We start from the raw sequence: 18,106 nt of genomic DNA, 5'->3' as shown, positions 1-18,106 counted from the left end.
AGAAGCAGCAAACCTCCGCTTGCACCTTCTCTTCCACCCGCCTTCATGCCCCATGATCGCCTTTCTCCGCGGCCTCCTTGCCGAAGCTCTCCCGCACCGTGCCACCATCGACGTCAATGGCGTGGGCTACCTCGTCCTCATTCCTCTCACGACCTTCGACAAGCTTCCGCATCCCGGTGAAAAAGTGCAGCTTCTCACCCACTACCACGTCACCGATCGCGACCACACCCTCTTTGGATTCATCACCGCAGACGAGCGCGATCTCTTCCGCCTCCTCATGGACCGCGTCTCCGGCATCGGCCCCAAGATGGCCCTCAGCGTCCTTAGCGGCATGCCCGTCGCCGCTTTCAAAGACGCCGTCATCAGCGGAGATGTGAAGTCTCTCTCCCGCATCAAAGGCGTCGGCGGCAAGACCGCCGAGCGCATCGTCCTCGAGCTCAAGGACAAAGTCGGCGTCGTCGATGCCTGGCAGGCCTCCCGCACCGCCAAAGGCGCGCACGATCCCAAACAGGAGGCTCAAACCGACGCCGTCCTTGGCCTCATCGCCCTCGGTTACAAACAGTCCGAAGCCATCAAAGCCGTCAACGAATTGGCAAAACAGCCCGGCATGGACACCGCCGACAAGCTCATCCGCGAAGCCCTGCGCAGCATGAACTGACCCTCAGTTGTCCGTCTCCGAATGCAGCGCGATGCAGTTCCCCTCCGAGTCCAGCACCTCCGCACGGAAACCATACTGCCCGATCGAGTGTACATCCTGCTGCACCGTTCCACCATTCGCGCGCACTGCGGCCACCGCCTTCTTCAGCCTTCCGTTCACATCAAAGTAAATCATGATGCCGTCCGCCGAAGGCTTGAAATCCTTCATCACCACCACACAGCCCTGCTGCCCTCCATCGCTCGTCGGCAGCATCGCTGTCGGCACGCCATCGAAATTTTCCTCTTCGATATCCCGTCCCAGCACGGCCGAGTAAAAACGCATCGCTCGGCCGAGATCGACCGCCGGTATGTCAAACCAGACTAGGTTGGGTTTCATGAGCACAAGACTGATCGGCAGCGCCGCAAAAGCAAATTACAGGTTTGGATGAATGCCCCGGGCTCTCTCACGCCGGGCAGCTTCCGGCACGGTCGTAACCCGAAGTGGTCCGCGCAGTCCCTATGCGGCTCGTCCGCCCCATTACTCTCCCCCCTCACATCTTGCGACCCGCTGCCTGCCTCGATTACAAATCCCCCTTGCCGTTCGGCCTCCTCCCATCTCTCATGCCTCGCCATGCGCCCTCTCCTCTTCGCTTTAGCTCTCGCTATTCCCGCACTCGCCAGAGATATCCCAGTCGCAGATGCTGCCGCATTCGCAGAGGCCGCCAAGAACGTCGCCGCAGGCGACACCCTCATCCTCGCCGACGGCACCTGGGCAGATGCTACGCTGAAGCTCCACGCCGAAGGCTCCACGGAAAAACCGGTCACCATCAAAGCGCAGACTCCTGGCAAAGTCATCTTCACCGGCGCATCTCGTCTCTCCGTCGGCGGATCCCACATCATCGTGGACGGCCTCTGGTTCCAAAACCCCACCAGCGAGCAGGTCATCGAACTCCGCAAAGACTCCAAACAACTCGCCACCGACTCCCGCATCACCCATTGCGCTGTCACCAACGACGCACAGCTCACCTCCAAAGGCAGCACCCAGTTTGTCTCCATCTACGGTGCACGCAATCGCGTGGACCACTGCTACATCGCCGGCAAGACCACCGAAGGCACCACTATGGTCGTCTGGCTCTCCAATGACGCGAAAGACCAGGGTAAACATCAGATCGATCACAACCACTTCGGCCCCCGCCAGAAGCTCGGCAAAAACGGCGGCGAAACCATCCGCCTCGGCGACAGCAAGACTTCCATGCAAACCGCCGCCTGCATCGTCGAGCACAACCTCTTCGAGAAGTGCGATGGCGAAGCCGAGTGCATCTCCAATAAATCTTGCGGCAACCTCTACCGCCACAACATCTTCAAAGGCGTCTCCGGCACCCTCACCCTCCGCCACGGCAACGGCTGCACTGTCGAAAACAACACCTTTATCGGCGATGGCGCCAAAGGCGCCGGTGGCGTCCGCATCATCGGCGAAGACCACATCGTCACCGCCAACCGCTTCGAAAACCTCACTGGCGACGACGAGCGCAGCGCCCTCTGCATCATGCTTGGCATCCCCGACTCCGTCCCCAACGGCTACTTCCAGGTCAAGCGCGCCAAGATCGGCGGCAACACCTTCATCAACTGCAAGCACAACATCCTCATCGGCATGCAGGGCGACAAAAAAGCCACGCTCCCTCCCATCGAAACCCTCATCATGGGCAACACCATCCAGACCAGCAAAGCCGAAGCCTTCGAAATCAAATGCCCCGTCGATGGCGTGATCATGAAGGAAAACGAAACAGTCAAAGAGCTTCCGAAAGCCACTCCGACCTCCTCCGCAGAACACATCGGCCCCTCCTGGAAAAAGTAATCGCCCAATGCGCACCAACGTCCTCCGCAAGCCCCTCACCTGCTGCTGCCGCAAACCCATGACCGGTTTCTACCGAGACGGCTACTGCCGCACCGGCCCAGGCGATGTCGGCCTGCACACCGTCTGCATTGAGGCCACCGAAGAGTTCCTCAATTTCTCCTACCTCAGCGGCAACGACCTCTCCACCCCCGCCCCCGAATGGGACTTCCCCGGCCTCAAACCCGGCGACCGCTGGTGCCTCTGCGTTACCCGTTGGAAAGAAGCCCTCGATGCCGGCTGCGCCCCTCCCGTCGCCCTCTCCGCCACCCACGAATCCGCCCTCGAGTGGGTCGATCTCGAAGACCTTAAAGCCCACGCCCTCGACGACCCCGGCGAATCCATCGACGACGAATAGCCGCCTTGCCCATTTTAAACTTTAAAGGTGGAACTATGTCACTCATAGTCCGCGACTCATGACCACTGCCGAACTGCTCACCGCGCTGAACTGGCGCTATGCCACGAAGGTTTTTGATTCGACCAAGAAGATCCCTGAGGACATCTGGGCAGCACTGGAGGAGTCGCTGATTTTGACGCCGTCGAGCTATGGGCTGCAGCCCTGGAAGTTCATCATCATTCAGGACAAGGAGCTGCGGGAGGAACTGGTTGGGCATTCATGGAAGCAGCGGCAGGTGGTGGATTGCTCGCATCTGGTGGTGATGGCTACGAAGCGGACGATGTCTGAAGCGGAAATCGACGCGAACCTGATGCGCATCGCGGAAGTTCGCGGGGGCACGCCGGACTCACTGGCGGGATTTCGCAAGATGCTGACCGGCACGCTGGCGCAGGGCTACATGACGCCGGAGTGGGCTAAGATGCAGGCGTACATTGCGCTGGGGCAGTTCATGGCGGCGGCCGCGCTGCTGGGGGTGGACACCTGCCCGATGGAAGGATTCAGGCCGGACAAATATGACGAGGTGCTGGGGCTGGAGGCGCAGGGCTTTACGGCTGCGGTGCTGTGCCCGGCGGGGTATCGGCACGCAGATGACCGCTATGCGGTGCTGCCGAAGGTCAGGTTCAAGAGCAGCGATGTCATCGAGCACCGGTGACCCATTGCACCAGACAGGGATCGGCGGTGGGATCGAGCCAGGTGAGAACTGAAAGAAGGTCGGATTCTGACATGGCGGTGCAGCCGGAGGTGGGTGTGTCTGGGCTGAGCCAGATGTGGAGGAATATGCAGGAGCCGAGGCCGGGGGTGCGGTGTGGATTGTGCGCGATTTCAGCGCCCAGTTTGTAGAGGCCGCCACCCGGAATCATGGTTTCGGGACCGGTCCAATCGCAGGACACGGTGCGGTCATCGACGATCTGGTTGTAATGCTTTGAGCGGATGTCGTCGATGCCCCAGTGATGTGGGGTGCAGTGAATGTAAGGGAGCTTGATCGCAGAGGGTTTGGGGTCGCTGCCGAAGGCCTGGGGGATGCGGAAGATGCCGACGGGGGCGCAGCCATCCCCTTCCCTTTTCGTGCGTAAACCGGTTGGGGCTGGCAAGGCGAACTCGCCATGGCCCCAGGCGAGGCCGTTGCGACCGATACGGGCGGGGATGAGGGCACTGACGGACTGCCACGTGTTTGACGAGGTGCGCTCCAGCATGCGGACTTCGGCCGCGGTGGTGTGCATGTCTGCGGCGGTGACGTAGAGCACCTGTTTGCAGCTTTGAGGCAAGACAGAGGTGATCTCAGGAGGGAGCGTCACGGTCACGGGGGCATGCATTTGCGCACAGGAGGCGAGTGTGAGGAACAAGACAAGCAGACGATGCATGATGAAATGAAAACGCCGCAGAGGGGTGAAACTCTGCGGCGCTGAAGAACGAATGTGCGGCTGACTCTTACCAGCCGTGGGCGTCGCGCACTTTGATCATGGCGGCGAGGATCTTGTTCCAGGTGTCCGGTGTTTCGAGCACGGCGTTCGGGAACATGCAGCCATCCCAGCAGATGTGCTTGATGCCACGGGAGGCGGCGTCTTTGAGCCAGTAGCCGGAAGCCTTGGTGATGTCGAGCTTGCCGTTTGGATCGTCAGCGCGGCAATGCTTGCCGGTCTTGTCGTGGGAGCCGGCGCCGTGCACAGTACCGTCGTTCTGCGCGACGTGGAAGTCGATGGTCCAGGGGCGGAGGGCATCGGTCATCTTTTCATAAGCGGCCCAGAACTCGGCGTCGCTGTAGCCTTCTTTGAGAAGAGCGTGCTCAGGAGCATTGTAGCCAAGAGTGTAGAGGTAGGTGTGGGCGAGGTCGGCCTGGAAGCCGAGGGCGTTTGGCATGCCGACGCCTTCGAGGACATCGAGCATGTCTTTCCAGGAGTGCATGCCGGCCCAGCAGATTTCGCCTTCGGCGGCGAGGCGCTCACCGCTGTCTGCGGCGATCTGCGCGGCCTTCTTGAAGGTGTCCACGATGCGGGCGGTGTTTGCCTTCGGATTTTCGCGCCACTTGGCGATGCCGAACTCGGCGGAGTCGATGCGGATGACGCCGTATTTGCGGACGCCGTGGTTGTTGAAGATCTTGGCGATGCGGCAGGCCATCTTGACGGCGCTGAGGAATTTTTCCTGCTGGGCGTCGTCGCCCATGGCGGAGTCACCGACGGTACCGGGCCACACTGGAGCCACGAGGGAACCGACGCTGAAGCCCTTGCCGGCGATGAGGTCGGCGATCTTCTTGATCTCGTCGTCGCTGGCCTCGGGATTGGTGTGAGGGAGGAAGAGGAAGTAGTCGATGCCCTCGAACTTCTGGCCGTTCACTTCCGCGGCGGCGGTAAGATCGAGCATTTTTTCGAGGCTGATCGCCGGTTCCTGGCCTTCGCCATCGCCTTTGCCGACGAGACCGGGCCACATTGCATTGTGAAGTTTGGGAGAGGAGTAGCTCATGGTGATTGCTTTGGTTTGGGAAACGAGGCCGCGAGGTTAGCGGGTGAGATTTGGAACGCACGAAAAAAGTTGCGGATTTCGGTCAAAGGCCTACACCAGCCCTAGGGGCGGCCCCGGTGTGAATCCCGGGAACACTTTCGGCACCTCAGCGCCACGCATGCGGTTCTGAAGGACTTCGCTGAGCACCTGGCGGTAGTCCGTGGTGATGGCGAGGTCGGCGTGTTCGTCGAGCTTGTCATTGGCGAGGCCGGGCCAGATGCCGTGGCAGCGGCCGCCTTTGATGCCTGCGCCGAGGACGAACATGAGATTTCCATGGCCGTGATCGGTGCCGCCGCTTTCGTTTGCCTTCAAGCGACGGCCGAACTCGCTCATGACGACGATGGTGGCGCGCTGACGCTGCGCAGAGATGTCTTCGTAAAAGGCCCGCAGCGGTCCCACAAGATTGGTGACGAGGTCGTTGAGGCGATAGTCCTGCCCGGTGTGGGTGTCCCAGTCGCCGTAATTGAGCGCTGCGACTTGAAGGCCGATCTCCATTTTGGCGAGCTGGGCCACGGTCTTGAGGGAGTTGGAGAAATCGTGCTCGGGATAGGTGACGCCCTTGGCGGGTGTGTATTCGGCGATGCCTCCGTCGGGTTTCTTGGGCAGCTTTTTGGTGACTTCCTGAAGGAGGGAGAGCATGCGCTGGCCTCCGGCACCGAGTTCGCCGCTCTGTGAGTGCATGAGGCGCAGGGCTTTCATCTGGCGATCGTCGCCGTAGTAGCTGAAGTCCTGCAGATTGGCGATGGCGGCGGCGCGGGCGCTGCCGAGCAGTGAGGCGGGCATGGCATCGTCTGCGCTGAGGCCGGGAAGGAGACCGGTGCCGGGAAGGGAGTCGAGCAGGCGGGTGAGCCAGCCAGTCGAGAGGCCAAGATTTTTTTGCTCATTGATGCCGCGCTCCATCATGTCCTGCGCATCGAAGTGGCTGCGGGTGCCGTTTTTCAAACCGCAGGCGTGGATGAGGGCGAGATCGCCATGCGTGTAGAGTTCCCGCAAAGGTGCGGCGTCGGGGTGCAGGCGCCAGTCGTGGCCTGCGTAACCATTTTTGATCGAGAGGCCGGGGCGCTCACCGTTTTCTACGATGCGCAAATGAGCCTGACGGGCGGCGCGGTAATGCGGATCATCGACAGGGGCGAGAACGCCGAGGCCATCGCAGCCGCCACGTAGAAAGATGGTCACGAGGAGATCGCGACCGCTTGCGGCGGCGCTGTCTTCGGCAAAGGCGAGGCGCTGAATGCCGCCGCCACCGAGAGTGAGGCATGAGGCGCCAAGGGCACGGCGCAGCAGTGAACGACGAGTGAGAGTGGTGGGAGTCGTGTGCATGAGCGTGGGCTTTGATCAGCGATACTGGAACTCTGGAGAAGCGGCGAGCAGAGCGGTGCAGGAGGCGATGCGGATGTCGCGGTCTTTGTCGTCGCCGGTGAATTCGGAATCGGCTTTTGCAGCGTCGTCATCCGTGAGGATTTGCAGGAGGACGGAGCGGCTTTTTTCCGGCAAATCGTGCCCGAGGAGGCGCTGGCTCCAGAAGGAGAGCACCTGCCCAGCGGTGGTGCAGTCGGGCGGTGTGAGCGTGAGGAAATGGAAGGAGGCGATGCCCTTCCAACTGTCATCGCGAAGGACGAGAGGGAGATTCCAACGGCGCAGCAGGAAGGTGCCGCTCTGCCAGTAGTCCTTGGTATCGGGACGGCCGGTGGGCGTGGGCCAGCGGAAGAGGCGCTGGCCCATTTCATCGAGCTGATAGACGACGTCCATGCGCGGGGCGAAGTCGGCACCCGTGGCGCGGAGGTAGCTGGCGAGGAACTCGAACGGGCGCTTGAACTTGGTAGCGGGAGCGGTGCGATACTCGGTGCTGAGGAGGATCACTTTCATGACGCGCGCGATCTGATCGGGCGCGTCCAAGGCAGCGGTGAATTCGGCGGCTGCCTGCGTGACGAGAGATGCAGGTGGAACATCGCTGATGAAGCGGCGGCAGAGTTTTTCAGCGATGAAACGCGCGGTGGCGGGATGACGCGCAACAAGGTCAATGACACGCAGACCGTCTTCGAGAGCGGGACGCTGGGAGTCGAACTCGGTGGCGAGGACGCGCTTCTGATAAGGATCATGCCAGGCCTCCCGCACCATGAATTTGCCGGTGTTGGGACGCTTGGCACCGTCATCATCTTCAGCGCCGTTCTCAACGGTCCATCCAGTGAAGGCACGGGCGGCTTCATAGACATCCTGATCGATGTAGCCCGCCGGTTTGCCTTCCAGCGCACCGGGAACATCGCGCCATTTGGTGTGGAGGTGATTGAGGTATTTGCGCGCGCCGAAGGTATGAAGTTCGAAGAGTTCGCGGGCGAAGTTTTCATTCGCGGGGCTGGCCTTGCTTTCCACGCCATCGAGGTAGTAGAGCATGGCGGCGCTTTGAGCGACGCCTTGCAGCATGGTGCGAAAATTGCCAAGGGCGTTGGCGCGGATGACATCGCGATCGTAGGACGGCAGAGCGAGGAGAACGGACTCGTCCTTTTCGGCATTCACGCTGAAGTGATTGTGCCAAAACTCCGCAAGCATCTCGCGCAGCTGCCACTTGCTGTGCACGGAACGCAGCAAGGCGGACATCATCACTTCCTCCATCGCGCGATTTTTCTCGGAATAATCCACGTCCTTGCCATACATGGAAAATGTATTCTCCAGGGGCTGGGCGAGGAGGCGGAGAGGGCGCTCTTCATTGACCTTCTTCGGTGCCGAGGCCGCCATCATCGGCTTGGTGCCGGCGGCAGCAGCGGTGGCCATGGGCTGAGTTTCGTACTCGATGTGGAGGCGAAGTTTGCTCAGTCGCTTGAGGCAGTCGGCATCTGCTTTTTCATCGGGTGCGAGCTGGGCGGTGACCCAGGACTCCCAGCCGGCACTCTGAACTTCGGCAAGCAACGCCGGGGTGACGCCGAAGGTGGCACGGTTGAGCCAGCGGCGGAGGTCTGACGGCGAGTCGGAGGCAGGCATGCAGTGAGTGAATCGCAAATGTTTACAGGCGGCAACACAAATGCGGGGGCGATTGCCCGCAGACGGCGGCGGGGAGGATTGGGAGTTTTATACGGGAGCGAGCCGCACACGGAGTGTGCGGACCACTTCACGCTGGGTGGGCCCCGGACTGCTCGGACGCTTGCTACTTGGCTTTTTTCTTGCCGTTACCTTTGCCTTTGGCGTTGGGCTTGGCGGCAGGAGTGGGTTTACGGAGGACGACTTCGACGGCGTTCTTTTGGGGGGCGCCGGGAGTGCTGCGGCCGGAGATGATGATCTCGTCGAGCTGAGACTTCATCTTGGTGACGATTTCGGGGTTCTTGGCCTCGAGGTTGTCCTTCTCAGCGATGTCGGTTTTGAGATTGTAGAGCTGGGTGTCTGGCAGGCCTTTCTCGCCAGGGCTGCCGGGGCGGGGATCGCTCCAGCCGCCGGAGCCGGCGCAGAGTTCGAGTTTCCAATCTCCTTCTCGCAGGGCGAAGGAACCATTGATGGAATGATGAATGACGCTCTGGCGCACGGGTTTGCCGGATTCACCGAGCAGCGCGGGAAGGATGCTGAAGCTGTCCTCAGCGGCGGTTTCGGGAAGCTTCACGCCGGTGATATCGGCAGCGGTGGCCATGAAGTCGGTGAGGCAGACGATCTGGGAGGAGGTCTGGCCGCCTTTCACCTTGGCAGGCCAGCGCACGATGTAGGGCACGCGGTGGCCGCCGTCGAAGATGTCGGCCTTATGTCCGCGCATGTTGTAGCTGGGGTTGTGGCCTGCGGCGAGGAGCTTGGGGTAGTCGGCGCTGGGCGAGCAGCCGTTGTCGCTGGTGACGATGATGAGGGTGTCTTTGGCAATGCCGGCGTCTTCCGTGGCCTTCATGATCTGGCCAAGGGCGTCGTCGGTTTCCATGACGAAATCGGCATAGAGGCTGATGCCGCTTTTGCCCTGCCATTTTTCACTGGGGAGGATGGGGGTGTGGGGGGAATTGAGTGGCAGGTAGAGGAAGAAGGGCGCGCCGGCTTTTGCCTTTGCCTCGATGACTTTCTTCGCTTCGCGGGTGAAGGTGGGCAACACGTCCTCACCGCGGAAGCCAGGGGAGCCGGGGCCTTCGCGCGTGTAGCTGACAGCGCCGCCTTTGTTCATGACGAGCTTCATGGTCTCGGTGGGATTCGCCACGACGTGATCGTTTTCGATGAAGCAGTAAGGCACCATGTCCAGCGAGGCGCTGATGCCGTAGTAGGTGTCAAACCCGACGCTGGTGGGGCCGTTGGTGATGGGCTTGGTGTAGTCCACGTTGTTCACCTGCTCAGCCTTCTCGATGTTGAGCGCTTCGACGTCTCCTTTGCGCACCCAGTCCATGCCAAGGTGCCATTTGCCGACGCAATGAGTTGAGTAGCCCTGGGCTTTGAGCATGTTTGCAACGGTCAAGCGGCCCTGCTCGATGAGGCGTGGGCTGAGGCCGCCGAGCACGCCGCTTTGAAGCTTGGACCGCCATGCATAGCGGCCGGTCATCACGCCGTAGCGCGTGGGAGTGCAGACGCTGGAGCCGGAGTGGGCGTCGGTAAAAATCATGCCTTCTTTGGCGAGGCGATCAAAGCTGGGCGTGGCGATCTTTCCGTCGGGGTTAAGGCATTTCACATCGCCGTAGCCGAGGTCGTCGCAGAGCACGAAGATGATGTTGGGTTTGTCGCCGGCTTGGGAGGAGACGGCAAAGGCGAGGCACAGCAGGGTCGTGAATACGAAAAAGCGGTTCATGGTTGAACCGCATTGAACGCACTCAAGCCTCGGAGTTATCTAGATATTCCAGCGCTTTGGAAAAACTGGCCTGGGTGAGGACGTGGTTCAGGCGTGGCGGGAGCTGGGCGCGCAGTCTGGCGTGCTCGGCCGCGATTTCTTCTGAAACCTGTTTCAAAGCCTCAAGATGGGCAGCGGCGTCGCGATCTCGAAACGCATGATCGGCGATGAGATCGAGGCGGCGCTGGAGGAGGTTGCGAAGCTGGAGAAACGCGGACATGTGCGATGAGGATTCGACGTGATGGGAAAAATGCAATCAGAACACGACTGGTCCTCCCTACCATAGGAAGCACAGAAGCAGGCCGCCGGTGAGCTACATGTTTTTGTTGCGGAAATAGCTCACCACGAGCTTCTCTCCGGGCTCCACTTGAAAGGAGTACTGCTTGAGCAGGTCCGTCAGGGTCTCGAGCATCCAGGGATAGGTGAAGGTGGAACCGTTTTTGGTATAGAGGACATCATCCGCCAGATAAACTGCCGAATGCACGATGTCTCCGGAGGGCTTGGTAAACAGGGCGATGTCTCCATAGCGCGGATCTCCCGAGGCAGGCAGATAATCCTCCTTCAATTTCTCCACGAAGAAATCTGGCTTGCTGAGCTGTTCGTTTGGAGAGCTCTGGAAGAAATTAAACGAGGTCCAATGACAGTCGCGAAGGGGGGCCGGACCGTTCAGAGGATTGTCTGGCATTGGATAAAAATACATCTGTGAGGCCGGGAGCGATGGCAGCACATTGACGACGCTGAGCGAGCCCCCCGTGGGCTCCTGAGCGATCGATTCAAAGATGGTACGGACATCCGTGGACTTGAGTCCTCTGCCCCAGTAGTTCGCCAAGGGAGCGGTGTCGGAGCCGGGTTTGATGAGAAGCCGCAATGTCAGCGTCCGCTGGGAGGTCAGGCCCCGCAAGAAGTCACGTTTCTCCTCATAGGTAGGCAGTTGGGAAAGCATCACCGAATAGCCGCAGAACACCAGATAGTCGCCGTGCTCGCAGCAGAGCTGCTTGAACAGCATCAGGGTGTGTTCGCAGTTTTGGTTTTTGCCAAAACGTTCGCCCAGGGTGTCCTTGTGAATGAAGGCGATCTGCCCACGGTTTTCAGGGTAGCGCAAGAGTGCCTGATAAAGTTTTTTGCGCGCCTCCGGAGGCAATGCGATCAAAGTCTTGGCCTGAGGCAGAATTTCCATTCCATCCGCGTTCTGCACCAGCACTCCAGGCTCCATCAGCTCCGCCTGCATTGTGACAGGCATGCCGGTGGACTTGAGAAGCTGCGAAACCTCCGAATAACTCGCGCGGGGAAAGACCCAGCGAGTGCCAGATTCTTCGAGCTTGCGCAGAGGAAGCAACTCCTCCGGGGCCGCAATGGTGAAGGAAGTGAAGTAAACATCTCCCCAAGGTCCGGGGCGCAAAGGTTTGCCAAGAGCGGTGACGACCACGTTTTCATCTCCCTGCTCATGATCGAACCACACCGTGAGCGCAGCACCTAGAACTATGCCTATGATCAGTAAAGCTGCGTGCCGCAGGGTTTTCTTGATTGATTTTGATGACTTGGGCGACGCTGCTTCGATACTCTGCATTCGGTTCGTGTTGGGGGGATGGCAAAGTGCCACACAAACTACGTGTCTCAATTCAGAATCCGCATCATTTTTTGCGGCGGCGTTGTGAGTTGCTCCCTCTCAACAGTAATCCTACAACCCTATGCACAGAAGACCGGATAGGGCGTTTGCCGAATACGGGCCACAATGCATGACGCTAAATGCAAATTTAGCCTTTTGGTTCAGGTGGTTTGATCGATGTAACCTGAATGATCAGAAGCCAGGAGTGCATTGGCGCACATGATTTCCACCGCTGAGGCAGACGTCGACAAATCTTGCGGAAGTGTTAGCGAAGAGGTCTGCCCGGTTGGAAATGCAGGGAGGCAACGGATGGGAAAAAGGTGACAATGGCTGCAAGCCGCCTCCCGGCTGAATTTACCGGTGGAAGTATTAGCAAAAAGCCTATGACAGAGCGCCTGAGTTCGGGCTTGTTTCACGGGAGGGTACGGCTAGCATGAGCCTGCATATTTCACCCCTCTCTTTGATCCAGTTGAATCCCTGTTTCGTTCTCGCATGCGCATTTTTCTGCGCGGGGCTTGCCATGGCGGCCCCGAAAGCGGAAAAGCGCACGGATGACCCGGGCGCAAGCCCTGAGATCGCGCTGCTGCGGCTGAGCTACGAGCGTGAACTGATCGAGGGCAGCCTGGCACCGGTGAAAGAACAGATCACGACCCTGGGAACCTTGGAAAAGCAGTTCGCCACCGAGCGGGATTATGACGCGGCGATCACCGCGCGGGATGAACGCAAACGACTGCAAAACGAACTGGCGCGCCTGGACAAGGAACTGCTGCTGCTGCAAAGCCGCGAGCAGGCGCTGAAGACTTCGCTGCTGCCCGACCGCATCAAACTCCCGCTGGATGCCGCGACGCTGACGGATCTGCGGCACGAGGGCGGTGCGATCGTGGGATGGTCCAAGGTGGGGGCGTCCGCGACATGGAAACTGCCCGGGCTGCCGCCAGGCGGATATGAAGTGATGCTGCGATACCGCTGCGGACCGGCGGAGGGCGGCAAACTGCTGATCAAAGAGGCGCGCTTCACCCTGCTGGCGACCATTGAAACCACCCTCAAAGGTCCGGAGGAACGCAGCGCGGGAACACTCAAAATCAGCGATGGCTCAGGCACGCTCACACTGGCGGCGCAGGCGCTGGTGACCAACAATCTGATGCAGCTGCTGGGTGTGGAGCTGGTGCCAGCCTCTCGATGAAACGGCCCCTGACAGTCCTGATGCTGATGCTGCAGACCTGCACGGGACTGCAGGCTCAAACGCCTGCGCCCGAACCCGCGGCGCTGACCACGACACGCACCACTTTTCTGCGCCAGGTGATGGCTGAATCCCAGCTGCTCACGCAACAGTATGAACGTGCGCTGGCCAAGGTGGAGATGGAAGTGGCCGCCGCCGGGGATTATGAGGAAGCGCGGGCGATCCGCATGCGCCGGGAGCAGTTGCAGGCGCTCTACGCCGGCACGGTTTCCAGCCTTGCCACGTCGCTGCCTTTGACGCAGGCACGGATGATGGGCTCGGCCCAGGCGTCCGGTGAAACATTGAGCGGCTGGCGCTCCAACGGGAGCGGGGCGGAGTGGGCAAACTTCCGGCTCATGCCGGGGAGCTATCACCTGGAATTTGAGGCCAACATGAGTGATGCACCGGTGGCGGGAAGCATCTATGCCTCCTCCAAATTTCAGCCGCAGCAGACGGCGATGTTTGAATTTGATGAGGTCACGCTGCTGGGCGTGGCGGAGGAGAACCACCGAACGTTCGAAATTTCCCGCAGCACGGATGAAACCACCTTTGCCACCGTGAGGGTGGGGCCGCTGAACTTCAGCCGCACGCCCCTGACGCTGCGCTTTGCCGCCACAAGCGGTTATCCGGCGAACATCATCCGCATCCGCAACCTGCGGCTGGTGCCAGTCACGGACACAACCACCACGCCCCCGGCAGGCGCGGCGCCGCAACAACCGGCCAACTCCACCACCGCGATGCAGCAGGCCACCACGACGCTGAAGGAGGCGATCGACGCAGCCAGGAAGGCGGCTGCAGCCAAGTACCTCGATGAATTGAAAGACCTGGCGGTGACCAAAGCCTCGCTGCAGAAACAAATTGATGTGGAGATCCGCCGCATGGAGCGGATAGGCGAACAAAAAACGGGGCCGACGGGAGTCCGGACGATCACCGCCACGAGCGACGGTTTCAGCGGATTTGAAGACATCAACGACGCCCGCCTCGCGGATGAAGAACCGATTTCGGGCGAGCGATTCAAGGTCGTACATGAAGGCCGGACGATGCTGGTGCGCCTGCTGTGGATCGACTGCGCGCCGCTGGAGAGCGACGACCCGCACGTGAAAAAGTTCGCCAAGCATTTCAACATTGAGGAGGAAGACGTGCTGGCGGTGGGACGTGCCGCGCGTGAATTCACGGCGAGCTACCTGCGTGACAAACCGCTGCGTCTGCTGATACGCCCGGATCGCGACAAGGATGGCACCATGGCGGCGCTGCTGTTTCTGCCGAATGTTGGGCTGTACCAAAATGTGCTGGTCAATCATGGACTGGCGGCCGTGGTGCCGCCAGCACGTGACAAGCAGCACAACGCCATGGAGCGGGCCTTCATCTCCGTCCTGACCTCGCTCGAAAACACCGCCAAAAACCGCAAACCTGCCCCAGGAGCCTGGGCGCTGACGAATGGGGGGAAACAACCGTGAGGCTTCCGCTCATGACCGTCGCGTGTGTGCTGATGCTGGGGTGGCCGTCTCCCGCACAGCAGCCGCCTGCGGCCCCGGCGCCCGCCCCGCCTCCCGCGGCACGTTTGCAGCAGATGGAAACCATCTACCAGAAGGGGCTGAGCGCGCGGCACATCCCCCTGCTGGGCAGGTATCTCCTCGAATTGCAGCGTCAGGCAGCCACTGCGGCACCCACTGACAAGCCGGCGTATGATGCCGAAATCTCCCGCATCCAGCAGATCATCTCTGCGGGCGGGGTGCTGGACCTCCTCGCCACGCAGCAGGCACAGGCTGGGACGATGCCCATGCCTGCACCGATGCCGGCTCCGGTGCCGATCGAGCAAAAGCAGGCGCTGATAGCCCTCTCTCCTGCACTGGCCCAGGAGGTCATCCCCACGGCTCCTGCGGATGCGCGAACGGCCACCATCGGGGAGATCGGCTGGCGCATTGAATTCATCGCAGCAGGGACCTATGACATCCTCCTGCACTATGCCTGCCCGGAACTGACGGCTCCGCTGAAGATCCAGGTGGAGTGCAACGGACAGACCCTCGAAAAGGATCTGGAGGTGGACCGTGCCACGCGAGATGCGGAGACTTTCCGCATTTTGCGTCTCGGAAGCCTCACCTTGACCAGCGATCTCCGTGGGGAAACATTGCGTCTGACCGCTGGAGACAAAAACAGTCCTCAGCTCATCGTGAAGAGCCTGCTCATCACCCGGCCAAGGCCTCCCGCACCCAATCCCTAGCGCCATGCGTTTCGCTTTACCTTTTCTCCTCATTTTCCTCTCTCTGGGCGCCCTGCCTTCCTGCAAGCGCATCGAGGCCAAGCTGCGCCGCCTGGCGGAGCAGAGCGGCGTCACCCCGAAGCCGCCTCCTCCTCCCAAGCCGGAGGAGCCCGCTCTGACACCTGAAGAACAGGCGATCGAAAAGAAGCTGCAGGATTCCGCCCTGGTGGAAGCCGCAGTGCCGCCGCCAGAACCTCCTGCAGCTCCTGTTTTGGAGATCAACAAGTCCTCCGTCGTTTCCATCCTCGGCTACCATGATTTTCGTGACCGTGGCGGCAGTCCCATGCTCATCGCGGCACCCAAGTTCAAGGCACAGATGCAGGCGATCAAAGACTCCAAGATCCCGGTGATCCCCCTCAGTGACGTGATGGCGTGGAAGCGTGGCGAAAAGAACATCCCGGAGGAGTCCATCGTGATCACCATGGACGACGGCTGGGAGGGTGTTTACACATATGCCTACCCAATTCTGCGCGAATACAACTTCCCTTTCACGGTCTACCTGTACAAAAAGTATGTGAACATCGGCGGCCGCTCGATGAGCTGGGACCAGATCAAGGAGATGATGCAGCACGGCTGCGAAGTGGGCAGCCACAGCGTCTCGCATGAGAGCCTGAAGAAGCGCCCGAAGAACGCCAAGACAGATGCCGACGTGCAGCAGTGGGTATTGAGCGAACTGAAAGATTCCCGCGAGTTTTTGGAGCAAAACCTCCACGTCAAAGTCCCCTCCTTCGCGTACCCGTACGGCAACTTTGACGACGCGATCATGGAGACGGCCCTGCAGATCGGCTATGAATCCCTGGTGACGGTGAACGGCCAGAAGGTCACGTGGGACACCCCCAACGGCAAGCTGGGCCGCTACATCGTACACGGCGACAACGACATCAATTTCAAGCTGGCCACCAGCTTCCGCGGCCGCGGAGATGTGGGGTCCAACAAGTTCCTGGTGGCCGACGCCAAAAACGACAAAGGCGAGCAGCTGATCCAGCTCAAGCCCAGGCCGGACGCCACGATCACCGAGCGGCGCCCGCTCATAGAGGCTGATTTGAAAAAGCTCGGCACCATCGTGCCGGAGAGCATCAAGCTGCGCATTGGAGGGCTGGGCACCGTACCGGCGGATTACGATCCGGCCACGATGGTGGTGCGCTTTCAGTTTCCCTACAAACTGCGCCGTGAAGACTGCGCCGTGAGCCTCAGCTTTCAGCGCGCGGCCGCCCAGCCCGTGGAAGTGGTGAGCTGGCACTTCAAGATTGATCTTGCGGCGGCGTATCTGCCCGCCCAGTGATCTCGTTTTCAAGGCTTTGATCAGCCACGCCTTCGCAGTTGCCATGCGGAGACTGCTGCCGACTATCCCCCTGCCCCCTTCCCTTTCTCCCGATGTTCTCCGCCCTCTCTGAAAAACTCGAAAGCGCCTTCAAAAAGCTGCGCGGCCAGTCCCGCATCAGCGAATCCAACGTCAGCGATGCCATGCAGGAAATCCGCATGGCCTTGCTGGAGGCGGATGTGGACTTCAAGGTCGCCAAAGATCTCGTGGAGACTGTCAGCAAGCAGTCGATCGGCGCGGAGGTGCTGCTGAAGGTTTCGCCCGGGCAGCAGATCGTCAAAATCTTCCACGATGAACTCGTCAAGCTGCTGGGCAGCGATGCCAGCGCGCTGAATGTGGACCCGCCGCAGCGCATTCTGATGACCGGCCTCAACGGGGCTGGTAAGACAACCACCTCCGCCAAGCTGGCGAACTGGCTGAAGAAGCAGGGCCGCCGCCCGCTGCTGCTGGCGCTGGATTTGTACCGCCCGGCCGCCATCAAGCAGCTGCAGGTGCTGGGACAGCAGCTCAATGTGCCCGTCTTCGCCCCGGCGGAAGGAGAGACCGATCCGGTGAAGGCTGCGAAAGCTTCGCTGCTCTGGCTCAAGGAGCAGGGCAACGGCATCGCCATTTTCGACACCGCCGGCCGCCAGGATCTCGATGAAGAACTGCTGGCCGAACTCAAGCGCGTGCGTGCCATCGTGGAGCCGAATGAAGTGCTGCTGGTGGCCGATGCTGCCACAGGTCAGCAGGCGGTGAGCGTGGCGCAGAAATTCAACGAAGCGGTGGGCATCACCGGTTTGATCATGACGAAGCTGGACGGCGACGCCCGTGGCGGTGCGCTGCTCTCCATGCGGCAGGTCACCGGCTGCGCGGTGAAATTCCTCGGTGTGGGGGAAAAGGTCGATCAGCTGGAGATTTTCCACCCGGACCGCATGGCGCAGCGCATCCTCGGCATGGGCGACGTGGTCGGCCTGGTGGAGAAGGCGGCGGAAGAGATCGACGAGAAGGAGGCCATGAAGCTGGCCGCCCGCATGCAGTCGAACAAATTCGATTTTACGGACATGCTCGCACAGATGCGCATGATGAAGAAGCTGGGACCGATCGGCGGCATTCTCGGCATGCTGCCCGGCATGGGCAAGATGAAGGACATGGTCGGCCCCGATGCCGACAAGCGCATGAAGCACGTGGAAGCCCTGATCCTCTCCATGACTCCCAAAGAACGTCAAAGGCCTGAGATCATCAATGGTCAGCGCCGCAAGCGCATCTGCGCGGGTGCGGGGCGTCCGGTGATGGAGATGAACCAGCTGCTCAAGCAGTTTGAAATGATGAAGAAACTCATGAGCAACAAAGGCATGATGGCCCAAATGATGGGCGGCATGATGGGTGGTGGCGGCAGCGATGGAGGCATGGGCGGGATGGGAGGCCTTGGCGGACTGTTCGGCGGTGGTGGGGGAGGCAAAATGCCCAAGCTCCCACCTGGCATGAAGTTCCCTGGCAAGTTCTAACCTCTTCGTTCTTTTTCAA

Annotated in this window: 17 protein-coding genes; 9 read left to right on the top strand and 8 right to left on the bottom strand. The window is 60.6% G+C overall.

Translation table 11 applies throughout. From position 1 onward, the window contains the following. Nucleotides 1-52: 52 nt before the first annotated feature. Nucleotides 53-658 carry a Holliday junction branch migration protein RuvA gene (gene ruvA, locus ACILSR_RS16615; protein WP_395750911.1) on the top strand — a complete coding sequence of 202 codons (606 nt, stop codon included), beginning with the start codon at nucleotides 53-55 and terminating at the stop codon, nucleotides 656-658. A gap of 3 nt (nucleotides 659-661) precedes the next feature. Here ruvA and ACILSR_RS16610 read toward each other — a convergent pair whose 3' ends face one another. After that, a complete protein-coding gene (locus ACILSR_RS16610; protein WP_395750910.1) occupies nucleotides 662-1,033 on the bottom strand; it encodes a VOC family protein in 372 nt (123 codons plus the stop codon). A gap of 234 nt (nucleotides 1,034-1,267) precedes the next feature. Here ACILSR_RS16610 and ACILSR_RS16605 point away from each other — a divergent pair, with 234 nt between their 5' ends. From ACILSR_RS16605 to ACILSR_RS16595, 3 genes are read left to right on the top strand one after another with little or no spacing between them, the layout of a single operon-like run. Further along, on the top strand, nucleotides 1,268-2,491 hold the full coding sequence (locus tag ACILSR_RS16605) for a polysaccharide lyase 6 family protein (protein WP_395750909.1): 1,224 nt from the start codon (nucleotides 1,268-1,270) through the stop codon (nucleotides 2,489-2,491). A gap of 7 nt (nucleotides 2,492-2,498) precedes the next feature. Continuing rightward, nucleotides 2,499-2,885, top strand: a complete 387-nt coding sequence (locus ACILSR_RS16600; protein WP_395750908.1) for a DUF2237 family protein — start codon at nucleotides 2,499-2,501, stop codon at nucleotides 2,883-2,885. Nucleotides 2,886-2,943: 58 nt separating this feature from the next. Further along, nucleotides 2,944-3,576: an NAD(P)H-dependent oxidoreductase gene (locus tag ACILSR_RS16595; protein ID WP_395750907.1), complete on the top strand. Its 633-nt coding sequence runs from the start codon at nucleotides 2,944-2,946 to the stop codon at nucleotides 3,574-3,576. Here the strand turns inward: ACILSR_RS16595 and ACILSR_RS16590 are convergent. The 7 genes from ACILSR_RS16590 to ACILSR_RS16560 form a co-directional block, all read right to left on the bottom strand. Then, nucleotides 3,560-4,285 (bottom strand): L,D-transpeptidase, encoded by a 726-nt coding sequence (locus tag ACILSR_RS16590; protein WP_395750906.1) that lies wholly within the window; start codon nucleotides 4,283-4,285, stop codon nucleotides 3,560-3,562. The genes ACILSR_RS16595 and ACILSR_RS16590 overlap by 17 nt on opposite strands. Before the next feature lie 67 nt (nucleotides 4,286-4,352). Further along, nucleotides 4,353-5,381: a sugar phosphate isomerase/epimerase family protein gene (locus tag ACILSR_RS16585; protein WP_395739787.1), complete on the bottom strand. Its 1,029-nt coding sequence runs from the start codon at nucleotides 5,379-5,381 to the stop codon at nucleotides 4,353-4,355. Nucleotides 5,382-5,471: 90 nt separating this feature from the next. Beyond that, the gene (locus ACILSR_RS16580; protein WP_395750905.1) at nucleotides 5,472-6,740 is read right to left on the bottom strand and encodes a DUF1501 domain-containing protein; all 1,269 of its coding nucleotides are present in this window, start codon (nucleotides 6,738-6,740) and stop codon (nucleotides 5,472-5,474) included. 15 nt (nucleotides 6,741-6,755) lie between these two features. After that, nucleotides 6,756-8,396, bottom strand: a complete 1,641-nt coding sequence (locus ACILSR_RS16575; protein ID WP_395750904.1) for a DUF1800 domain-containing protein — start codon at nucleotides 8,394-8,396, stop codon at nucleotides 6,756-6,758. Nucleotides 8,397-8,559: 163 nt separating this feature from the next. Next, the gene (locus ACILSR_RS16570) at nucleotides 8,560-10,155 is read right to left on the bottom strand and encodes an arylsulfatase (RefSeq protein WP_395750903.1); all 1,596 of its coding nucleotides are present in this window, start codon (nucleotides 10,153-10,155) and stop codon (nucleotides 8,560-8,562) included. Nucleotides 10,156-10,177: 22 nt separating this feature from the next. Then, on the bottom strand, nucleotides 10,178-10,414 hold the full coding sequence (locus ACILSR_RS16565) for a hypothetical protein (RefSeq protein ID WP_395750902.1): 237 nt from the start codon (nucleotides 10,412-10,414) through the stop codon (nucleotides 10,178-10,180). A 93-nt stretch (nucleotides 10,415-10,507) separates the two neighbouring features. Further along, a complete protein-coding gene (locus ACILSR_RS16560) occupies nucleotides 10,508-11,653 on the bottom strand; it encodes a hypothetical protein (protein WP_395750901.1) in 1,146 nt (381 codons plus the stop codon). A 667-nt stretch (nucleotides 11,654-12,320) separates the two neighbouring features. Here ACILSR_RS16560 and ACILSR_RS16555 point away from each other — a divergent pair. The 5 genes from ACILSR_RS16555 to ffh all read left to right on the top strand — a co-directional run bounded on the left by ACILSR_RS16555 (nucleotide 12,321) and on the right by ffh (nucleotide 18,087). After that, nucleotides 12,321-12,983, top strand: a complete 663-nt coding sequence (locus tag ACILSR_RS16555; protein ID WP_395750900.1) for a hypothetical protein — start codon at nucleotides 12,321-12,323, stop codon at nucleotides 12,981-12,983. Continuing rightward, on the top strand, nucleotides 12,980-14,476 hold the full coding sequence (locus ACILSR_RS16550; protein ID WP_395750899.1) for a thermonuclease family protein: 1,497 nt from the start codon (nucleotides 12,980-12,982) through the stop codon (nucleotides 14,474-14,476). The genes ACILSR_RS16555 and ACILSR_RS16550 overlap by 4 nt, the downstream gene beginning before the upstream one ends. 11 nt (nucleotides 14,477-14,487) lie before the next feature. After that, complete coding sequence (locus tag ACILSR_RS16545) at nucleotides 14,488-15,240, top strand: hypothetical protein (RefSeq protein WP_395750898.1); 753 nt, start codon at nucleotides 14,488-14,490, stop codon at nucleotides 15,238-15,240. A gap of 4 nt (nucleotides 15,241-15,244) precedes the next feature. Continuing rightward, the gene (locus ACILSR_RS16540) at nucleotides 15,245-16,561 is read left to right on the top strand and encodes a polysaccharide deacetylase family protein (RefSeq protein WP_395750897.1); all 1,317 of its coding nucleotides are present in this window, start codon (nucleotides 15,245-15,247) and stop codon (nucleotides 16,559-16,561) included. Nucleotides 16,562-16,653: 92 nt separating this feature from the next. Then, entirely contained in the window at nucleotides 16,654-18,087 is a 1,434-nt protein-coding gene (gene ffh, locus ACILSR_RS16535) for a signal recognition particle protein (protein ID WP_395750896.1), read from the top strand. The last annotated feature ends 19 nt before the right edge of the window (nucleotides 18,088-18,106 follow it).

The organism is Prosthecobacter sp., assembly GCF_044222565.1.
Lineage (GTDB): Bacteria > Verrucomicrobiota > Verrucomicrobiia > Verrucomicrobiales > Verrucomicrobiaceae > Prosthecobacter.
The sequence above is the reverse complement of the archived record's forward strand: the minus strand, read 5'-3'. Positions and strand labels throughout refer to the sequence as shown.

What these genes read in the sequence shown, in the direction of transcription:
- ruvA (WP_395750911.1), top strand. Translation starts at nt 53, where the DNA reads ATGATCGCCTTTCTCCGCGGCCTCCTTGCCGAAGCTCTCCCGCACCGT.
- ACILSR_RS16610 (WP_395750910.1), bottom strand. Translation starts at nt 1,033, where the DNA reads ATGAAACCCAACCTAGTCTGGTTTGACATACCGGCGGTCGATCTCGGC.
- ACILSR_RS16605 (WP_395750909.1), top strand. Translation starts at nt 1,268, where the DNA reads ATGCGCCCTCTCCTCTTCGCTTTAGCTCTCGCTATTCCCGCACTCGCC.
- ACILSR_RS16600 (WP_395750908.1), top strand. Translation starts at nt 2,499, where the DNA reads ATGCGCACCAACGTCCTCCGCAAGCCCCTCACCTGCTGCTGCCGCAAA.
- ACILSR_RS16595 (WP_395750907.1), top strand. Translation starts at nt 2,944, where the DNA reads ATGACCACTGCCGAACTGCTCACCGCGCTGAACTGGCGCTATGCCACG.
- ACILSR_RS16590 (WP_395750906.1), bottom strand. Translation starts at nt 4,285, where the DNA reads ATGCATCGTCTGCTTGTCTTGTTCCTCACACTCGCCTCCTGTGCGCAA.
- ACILSR_RS16585 (WP_395739787.1), bottom strand. Translation starts at nt 5,381, where the DNA reads ATGAGCTACTCCTCTCCCAAACTTCACAATGCAATGTGGCCCGGTCTC.
- ACILSR_RS16580 (WP_395750905.1), bottom strand. Translation starts at nt 6,740, where the DNA reads ATGCACACGACTCCCACCACTCTCACTCGTCGTTCACTGCTGCGCCGT.
- ACILSR_RS16575 (WP_395750904.1), bottom strand. Translation starts at nt 8,396, where the DNA reads ATGCCTGCCTCCGACTCGCCGTCAGACCTCCGCCGCTGGCTCAACCGT.
- ACILSR_RS16570 (WP_395750903.1), bottom strand. Translation starts at nt 10,155, where the DNA reads ATGAACCGCTTTTTCGTATTCACGACCCTGCTGTGCCTCGCCTTTGCC.
- ACILSR_RS16565 (WP_395750902.1), bottom strand. Translation starts at nt 10,414, where the DNA reads ATGTCCGCGTTTCTCCAGCTTCGCAACCTCCTCCAGCGCCGCCTCGAT.
- ACILSR_RS16555 (WP_395750900.1), top strand. Translation starts at nt 12,321, where the DNA reads ATGGCGGCCCCGAAAGCGGAAAAGCGCACGGATGACCCGGGCGCAAGC.
- ACILSR_RS16550 (WP_395750899.1), top strand. Translation starts at nt 12,980, where the DNA reads ATGAAACGGCCCCTGACAGTCCTGATGCTGATGCTGCAGACCTGCACG.
- ACILSR_RS16545 (WP_395750898.1), top strand. Translation starts at nt 14,488, where the DNA reads ATGACCGTCGCGTGTGTGCTGATGCTGGGGTGGCCGTCTCCCGCACAG.
- ACILSR_RS16540 (WP_395750897.1), top strand. Translation starts at nt 15,245, where the DNA reads ATGCGTTTCGCTTTACCTTTTCTCCTCATTTTCCTCTCTCTGGGCGCC.
- ffh (WP_395750896.1), top strand. Translation starts at nt 16,654, where the DNA reads ATGTTCTCCGCCCTCTCTGAAAAACTCGAAAGCGCCTTCAAAAAGCTG.